Here is a 6,000-nt window from a genome sequence, read left to right as displayed (position 1 = left end):
CTGGGGCTGAAGTAGGTCCCAAGGGTTGGGCTGTTCGCCCATTAAAGCGGTACGCGAGCTGGGTTCAGAACGTCGTGAGACAGTTCGGTCCCTATCTGTCGTGGGCGTAGGAAATTTGAGAGGAGCTGTCCTTAGTACGAGAGGACCGGGATGGACGCACCGCTGGTGTACCAGTTGTTCCGCCAGGAGCATCGCTGGGTAGCCAAGTGCGGACGGGATAAGCGCTGAAAGCATCTAAGCGCGAAGCCCCCCTCAAGATGAGATTTCCCAGTATGTAAGACCCCTGGAAGACGACCAGGTTGATAGGCTCGAGGTGGAAGCGCAGCAATGCGTGCAGCTGACGAGTACTAATAGGTCGAGGGCTTATCCTAAGCGTTTTGGCGAATGCCAAAATCGCAACTTCGTGAGCAAGACTAAGCTAAGGATTCATCATTCGCATCCAGTTTTGAAGGTGTAACCTTCAGCACGCGTCGCAGCAGCTAGTCTGAGCGATTGCACGTTTGGTGTCGATGGCGGAGGGGTTCCACGCGTACCCATCCCGAACACGACCGTTAAGTCCTCCAACGCCGATGGTACTTGGACCGCAGGGTCCTGGGAGAGTAGGAAGATGCCAAGCACGATGAGCCACTGTCCATGGACAGTGGCTTTTTTGTGTTTGTGCCCTTGGTTTGAAATCATATTGGATAAAACTCCTTCTCAACCACGGGCAGCTTTCCGCTCATACTACAAGCATGAACGAAGAGGGGGAGGTCCTGCTGAAAATGTTCACTAACAGCTATCGAATCGGCTTGAAGTTCTTCATTGTAGTCATGTTATTGGTCGGCGTGAGTCAAATTCAAGGATCAATGAAAAGCGCTGCTGCGGCGGCTCGAAAAGACAATCACGTAAAGGGCATATATATATCAGGATGGGTGGCGGGCAGCCCGGCCCGAATGGATCGATTGATCGGACTGTTGAGAAGAACCGAGCTTAATGCAGTCGTGATTGACGTGAAAGATGATTTCGGTCGATTGACTTATCGTTCTAGAGTGCCTGCTATACAGCAAATAGGCGCAGACAAGCGGCCCGCAATTACAAATATAAAACGTTTAATAAACAGGCTGCACCGTGAAGGGATTTATACAATCGGCCGAGTAGTCGTTTTTAAGGACCCTTATTTGGCCCAAAAACGGACGAGCTTAGCGATTCACAATAAAAACGGCTCAGTGTGGAAGGATGGACACGGACGTCCTTGGGTAGACCCTTACCGTACGGAGGTGTGGAATTATAACATTAATGTAGCAAAAGAAGCAGCCGCATTAGGTTTTGATGAAATTCAGTTTGATTATGTTCGATTTCCGGAGGGTATTCGGACGAAGCCGGTTAAGTTCGCCAATAAGGAAGGGTGGAACCGCTCGAAAGCGATTCATCAATTCTTGCATGAGGCGAAGCAGCCGCTTCATCGGCTTGGCGTAAAGGTTTCTGCGGATGTATTCGGTCTCGTAACATCGACTTCAGACGATATGGGCATTGGCCAGAGCTGGCGGGCTGTAAGCACGGAGGTTGATGCGATTTCTCCAATGGTGTACCCGTCCCACTACAGTGACGGGATGTACGGAATTGCTCACCCGGATATGGCGCCCTATGCGGTTGTAAGTCATGCGATGACAGATGCGAAGCGTAGAAACGGATATTTGGCACAAAGCGGTTTGAAGCCAGCGGCTATTCGACCTTGGCTGCAGTGCTTTACTGCTACTTGGGTGCATCCGCATCTCAAATATGGGGATCGGGAGATCAAGCAGCAGATTAAGGCATTGCATGATCAGGGCTTAGAGGATTACTTACTTTGGAATGCTTCGTGCAAATACGATTTTAATTCATGAAAGTTCGCTAAATTGTACATTTTATACATGCGAAATTAATAAAGTTAATGAATTCTACCGGTTGAAAATGATAATGAAAACGCCTTGAAATGGCGTGTTTGTCAGCTTGACAGCCTATAACCCCTCTGATAAGATATGCAATAATATACGTGAGCAAGGCTTGTAAGGGACGAAATAAAGGGAGGAACATACTCGTGTGGGATACAAAATTCGCCAAAGAGGGACTAACGTTTGATGACGTGTTGCTCGTTCCGCGCAAATCCGAAGTGCTTCCGCGTGAAGTTTCGGTTGGAACAGTACTCAGCGCTAACGTAAAGCTGAACATTCCGCTCATTAGCGCAGGCATGGACACTGTTACGGAAGCGGCAATGGCGATTGCAATAGCTCGTGAGGGCGGTCTTGGCATTATTCATAAGAACATGTCGATTGCTCAGCAAGCGGAGGAAGTGGATCGCGTTAAGCGCTCGGAGAGCGGCGTAATTACGAATCCATTCTCGCTGACGCCTGAGCATCATGTGTATGATGCAGAAGCTTTGATGGGCAAATATCGAATTTCCGGCGTGCCGATTGTGGATGACGCTGGCAAGCTGGTAGGCATTTTGACGAATCGCGACTTGCGTTTTGTCCATGACTACTCGATGAAAATCAATGAAGTGATGACACGTGAAGAGCTCGTAACCGCACCGGTGGGTACGACGCTGGAGCAGGCGGAAGGCATCCTTCAAAAGCATAAAATCGAGAAACTGCCTTTGGTGGATGAGAACAATACGCTTAAAGGGCTTATTACGATTAAAGATATCGAGAAGGCGATTCAATTCCCGAACGCGGCGAAGGACCATCACGGACGTCTCGTTTGCGGCGCTGCAATCGGCATCTCCAAAGATACATTCGATCGTGCGGAAGCGCTTGTGAATGCCGGCGTTGATGCGATCGTCGTTGACTCGGCGCACGGCCATCACCGCAATATTTTGAATGCAGTAGCTAAACTCCGCGAAAAATATCCAACACTGACGATCATTGCTGGTAACGTTGCAACAGGCGATGGTACGCGTGATCTGATTGAAGCAGGCGCTTCGGTCGTAAAGGTCGGTATCGGACCAGGCTCCATCTGTACGACGCGCGTAATTGCAGGCATCGGCGTACCGCAAATTACGGCGATCTACGATTGCGCATCTGTAGCACGAGAATATAACATTCCGATTATCGCTGACGGCGGCATCAAGTATTCCGGCGATATCGTCAAAGCAATTGCTGCAGGCGCTAGCGCAATCATGGTGGGCAGCTTGTTGGCAGGCACGGAAGAGAGCCCAGGCGAGCAAGAGATTTATCAGGGCCGTCGTTTCAAAGTATATCGCGGTATGGGTTCGCTCGGCGCGATGAAAGAGGGCAGCAAGGATCGTTACTTCCAAGAGAACGAGAACAAGCTCGTTCCGGAAGGTATCGAAGGCCGTGTACCATACAAGGGTGCAATGGCGGATACGGTTCATCAGCTCATCGGCGGACTTCGTTCCGGTATGGGCTACTGCGGCACGAGCTCGATTGAAGAGCTGAAGAATGATACGCAATTCATTCGGATTACGGGCGCAGGATTGCGCGAGAGCCATCCGCATGACGTTCAAATTACAAAAGAAGCGCCTAACTACTCGCTGTAAGCGATAGAAGCGCCAAGCCAGATAGGGAGAAAGCGGTACTCGCAATCTCCTTCGTCTGGCTTTTTTATACCCTGCTTACTATGTTACAATAATGAACGGACATAGCTTATGGGGAAATGGGGAGAAGACGTTGAAATTGAGTTTCAAGCTGGGGCGCCTGCGCGCGATGACAGCGGCAGGGTTGGCGGTATGGATGTTTATGTTGGCGTTAGGCTCCACAGCTGCGTTTGCAGAAGGAAAAGCGGCGGACGCAACGGCTTCCGCAGGGACAGGCAATCCGCTGGGCATTAATGCGAAAGCAGCCATTCTTATGGAGCCAACGACGGGTCAAGTGCTGTATGAGCTTAACGCGGATGAAGCATTGCCACCGGCGAGTATGACGAAGATGATGACGGAATATATCGTGCTGGAAGAGATTAAGGCAGGACGGTTGACGTGGGATACAGTAGTATCTACTTCGGCTGAAGCTGCAACGGTCCCACCGGACGGCTCGCAGGTATACTTGGCTGAGGGCGAGAAGCATACGGTGAAGGAGCTTTACATTGCGATGGCGGTCGGTTCCGCCAGCGATGCGACGATTGCGCTTGCGGTGCAAATCGGAGGCTCTACAGCAGGATTTGTTGATAAAATGAATGAAACAGCACAAAAGCTCGGACTTACGTCTGCGCATTTTACAGGGCCATCTGGTCTGGAAGAAACGACAGTAATTTCAGCACGCGATATGGCGAAACTGGCATCGACGATTATTTTGAATGACCCGGAATTTTTAACTTACTCCAGCATTCCGCGTTATAAGTTCCGTGAACGGGACCAAGGCGAATTGATTAACTACAACTGGATGCTCGGTTCGAATAAAAATTCGGAAGAGCTGAAATCCTTCGCTTACCCTGGCGTCGACGGTATGAAAACAGGATACATCGGCGCAGCTGGCTATTGCTTCACGGGCACAGTCGAAGTGAACGGTTTGCGTTACGTGAGCGTAGTGATGAATACGAAGACGAAGCAGGCTCGCTTCCGCGAGACGGCGAAGCTTTATGATTTTGGATATGCAAGCTTTGAAAAGAAAACGATTGTAGCGCCAAAATCCGAAGTAGAATCGGTAAAGACGGTTAAAATAACGAAGGGCAAGTCCAAATCCGTACCTGTCATTACGGGAACGGACGTAAGCTTCCTTGTGAAGAAGGGAACAGAGGCGAAAGCAACTGTTCTCAAAACAAACCTGCTGCCGGAGAAGCAGCTTGTCGCGCCAATTAAGCAAGGACAAAAGCTGGGTACAGTTACGTACGAGTACAAAAATCCGGATAACGGACAATCGTTGACGAAGACCGTTGATCTGATCGCAGCGAAGGATGTTAAGAAAGCCGGCTGGTTTAGCTTGCTGTTCCGCAGCATCGGGCACTTCTTCTCGAGCCTGTTCAGCGGAATTGCGAATCTATTCGGTTAATTTATACAAAATGATGCAGCAATCGGCAGCTTCAGGGTTGTCGATTGGCTGCGCTTCATGTAAAATTAGTGGTTAGAATTACATTCGGAGCAAGCAATGTATCCGCATATAAATAGGAGGAATTCAGGAGATGGAAACGGGAACTTCGCGCGTTAAACGCGGTATGGCTGAAATGCAAAAAGGCGGCGTCATTATGGACGTCATGAACGCTGAGCAAGCAAAAATTGCTGAAGCAGCAGGTGCTGTTGCAGTAATGGCGCTGGAGCGCGTACCTTCCGATATTCGTGCAGCAGGCGGCGTAGCTCGCATGGCTGACCCAACGATCGTAGAAGAGGTAACGAAAGTGGTTTCGATTCCAGTAATGGCAAAAGCGCGTATCGGCCACTATGTGGAAGCGAAAGTGTTGGAATCGATGGGCGTTGACTACATCGACGAGAGCGAAGTTCTCACGCCAGCTGACGAAGTATTCCACCTCAACAAAAATGAATTCACAATTCCATTCGTATGCGGCGCTAAAGATCTGGGCGAAGCACTCCGCCGCATTCAAGAAGGCGCGTCGATGATCCGTACGAAAGGTGAGCCAGGAACGGGGAACGTGGTTGAAGCTGTTCGCCACCTTCGTCTCATTCACGGCCAAATCCGTAAAGTACAAAACCTGTCGAAGGACGAGCTGTTCCATGAAGCGAAGCTTCTGGGCGTGCCTTACGACCTGCTGCTTCAAGTAGCAGAAGCTGGCAAGCTGCCAGTCGTAAACTTCGCTGCAGGCGGCGTAGCAACGCCAGCTGATGCGGCTTTGATGATGCATCTGGGCGCTGAGGGCGTATTCGTAGGCTCCGGCATTTTCAAATCGGACAACCCGGAGAAGTTCGCTCGTGCAATCGTAGAAGCTACTACGCATTATACGGACTACCGCCTGATCACGGAAGTATCGAAAAACCTCGGTACGCCGATGAAAGGCATCGACATTAAAACGCTGCAAGGCTTCGATCGCATGCAAGACCGCAGCGTATAAGCAATAGCTTATATCGGTTCGGTTAGCAAT

The 6,000-nt window shown here is 50.2% G+C and carries 4 protein-coding genes and 2 rRNA genes (1 of these 6 cut by a window edge); all 6 read left to right on the top strand.

Annotation, left to right across the window (positions count from 1 at the left end):
• A 23S ribosomal RNA gene (locus PAECUDRAFT_RS10645) occupies positions 1–371 on the top strand (it extends 2,560 nt beyond the left edge of the window).
• A gap of 128 nt (positions 372–499) precedes the next feature.
• Positions 500–616 (top strand): 5S ribosomal RNA (gene rrf, locus PAECUDRAFT_RS10640).
• A gap of 145 nt (positions 617–761) precedes the next feature.
• A complete protein-coding gene (locus PAECUDRAFT_RS10635; protein ID WP_006038102.1) occupies positions 762–1,862 on the top strand; it encodes a putative glycoside hydrolase in 1,101 nt (366 codons plus the stop codon).
• A gap of 194 nt (positions 1,863–2,056) precedes the next feature.
• On the top strand, positions 2,057–3,514 hold the full coding sequence (guaB, locus tag PAECUDRAFT_RS10630; protein WP_006038101.1) for an IMP dehydrogenase: 1,458 nt from the start codon (positions 2,057–2,059) through the stop codon (positions 3,512–3,514).
• Between the two features lie 130 nt (positions 3,515–3,644).
• A complete protein-coding gene (locus PAECUDRAFT_RS10625) occupies positions 3,645–4,958 on the top strand; it encodes a D-alanyl-D-alanine carboxypeptidase family protein (protein ID WP_006038100.1) in 1,314 nt (437 codons plus the stop codon).
• A gap of 130 nt (positions 4,959–5,088) precedes the next feature.
• Positions 5,089–5,970, top strand: a complete 882-nt coding sequence (pdxS, locus tag PAECUDRAFT_RS10620) for a pyridoxal 5'-phosphate synthase lyase subunit PdxS (RefSeq protein ID WP_006038099.1) — start codon at positions 5,089–5,091, stop codon at positions 5,968–5,970.
• The last annotated feature ends 30 nt before the right edge of the window (positions 5,971–6,000 follow it).

The sequence above is a fragment of the Paenibacillus curdlanolyticus YK9 genome, assembly GCF_000179615.1.
Classification (GTDB): Bacteria; Bacillota; Bacilli; order Paenibacillales; family Paenibacillaceae; genus Paenibacillus_T; species Paenibacillus_T curdlanolyticus.
The sequence above is the reverse complement of the archived record's forward strand: the minus strand, read 5'-3'. Positions and strand labels throughout refer to the sequence as shown.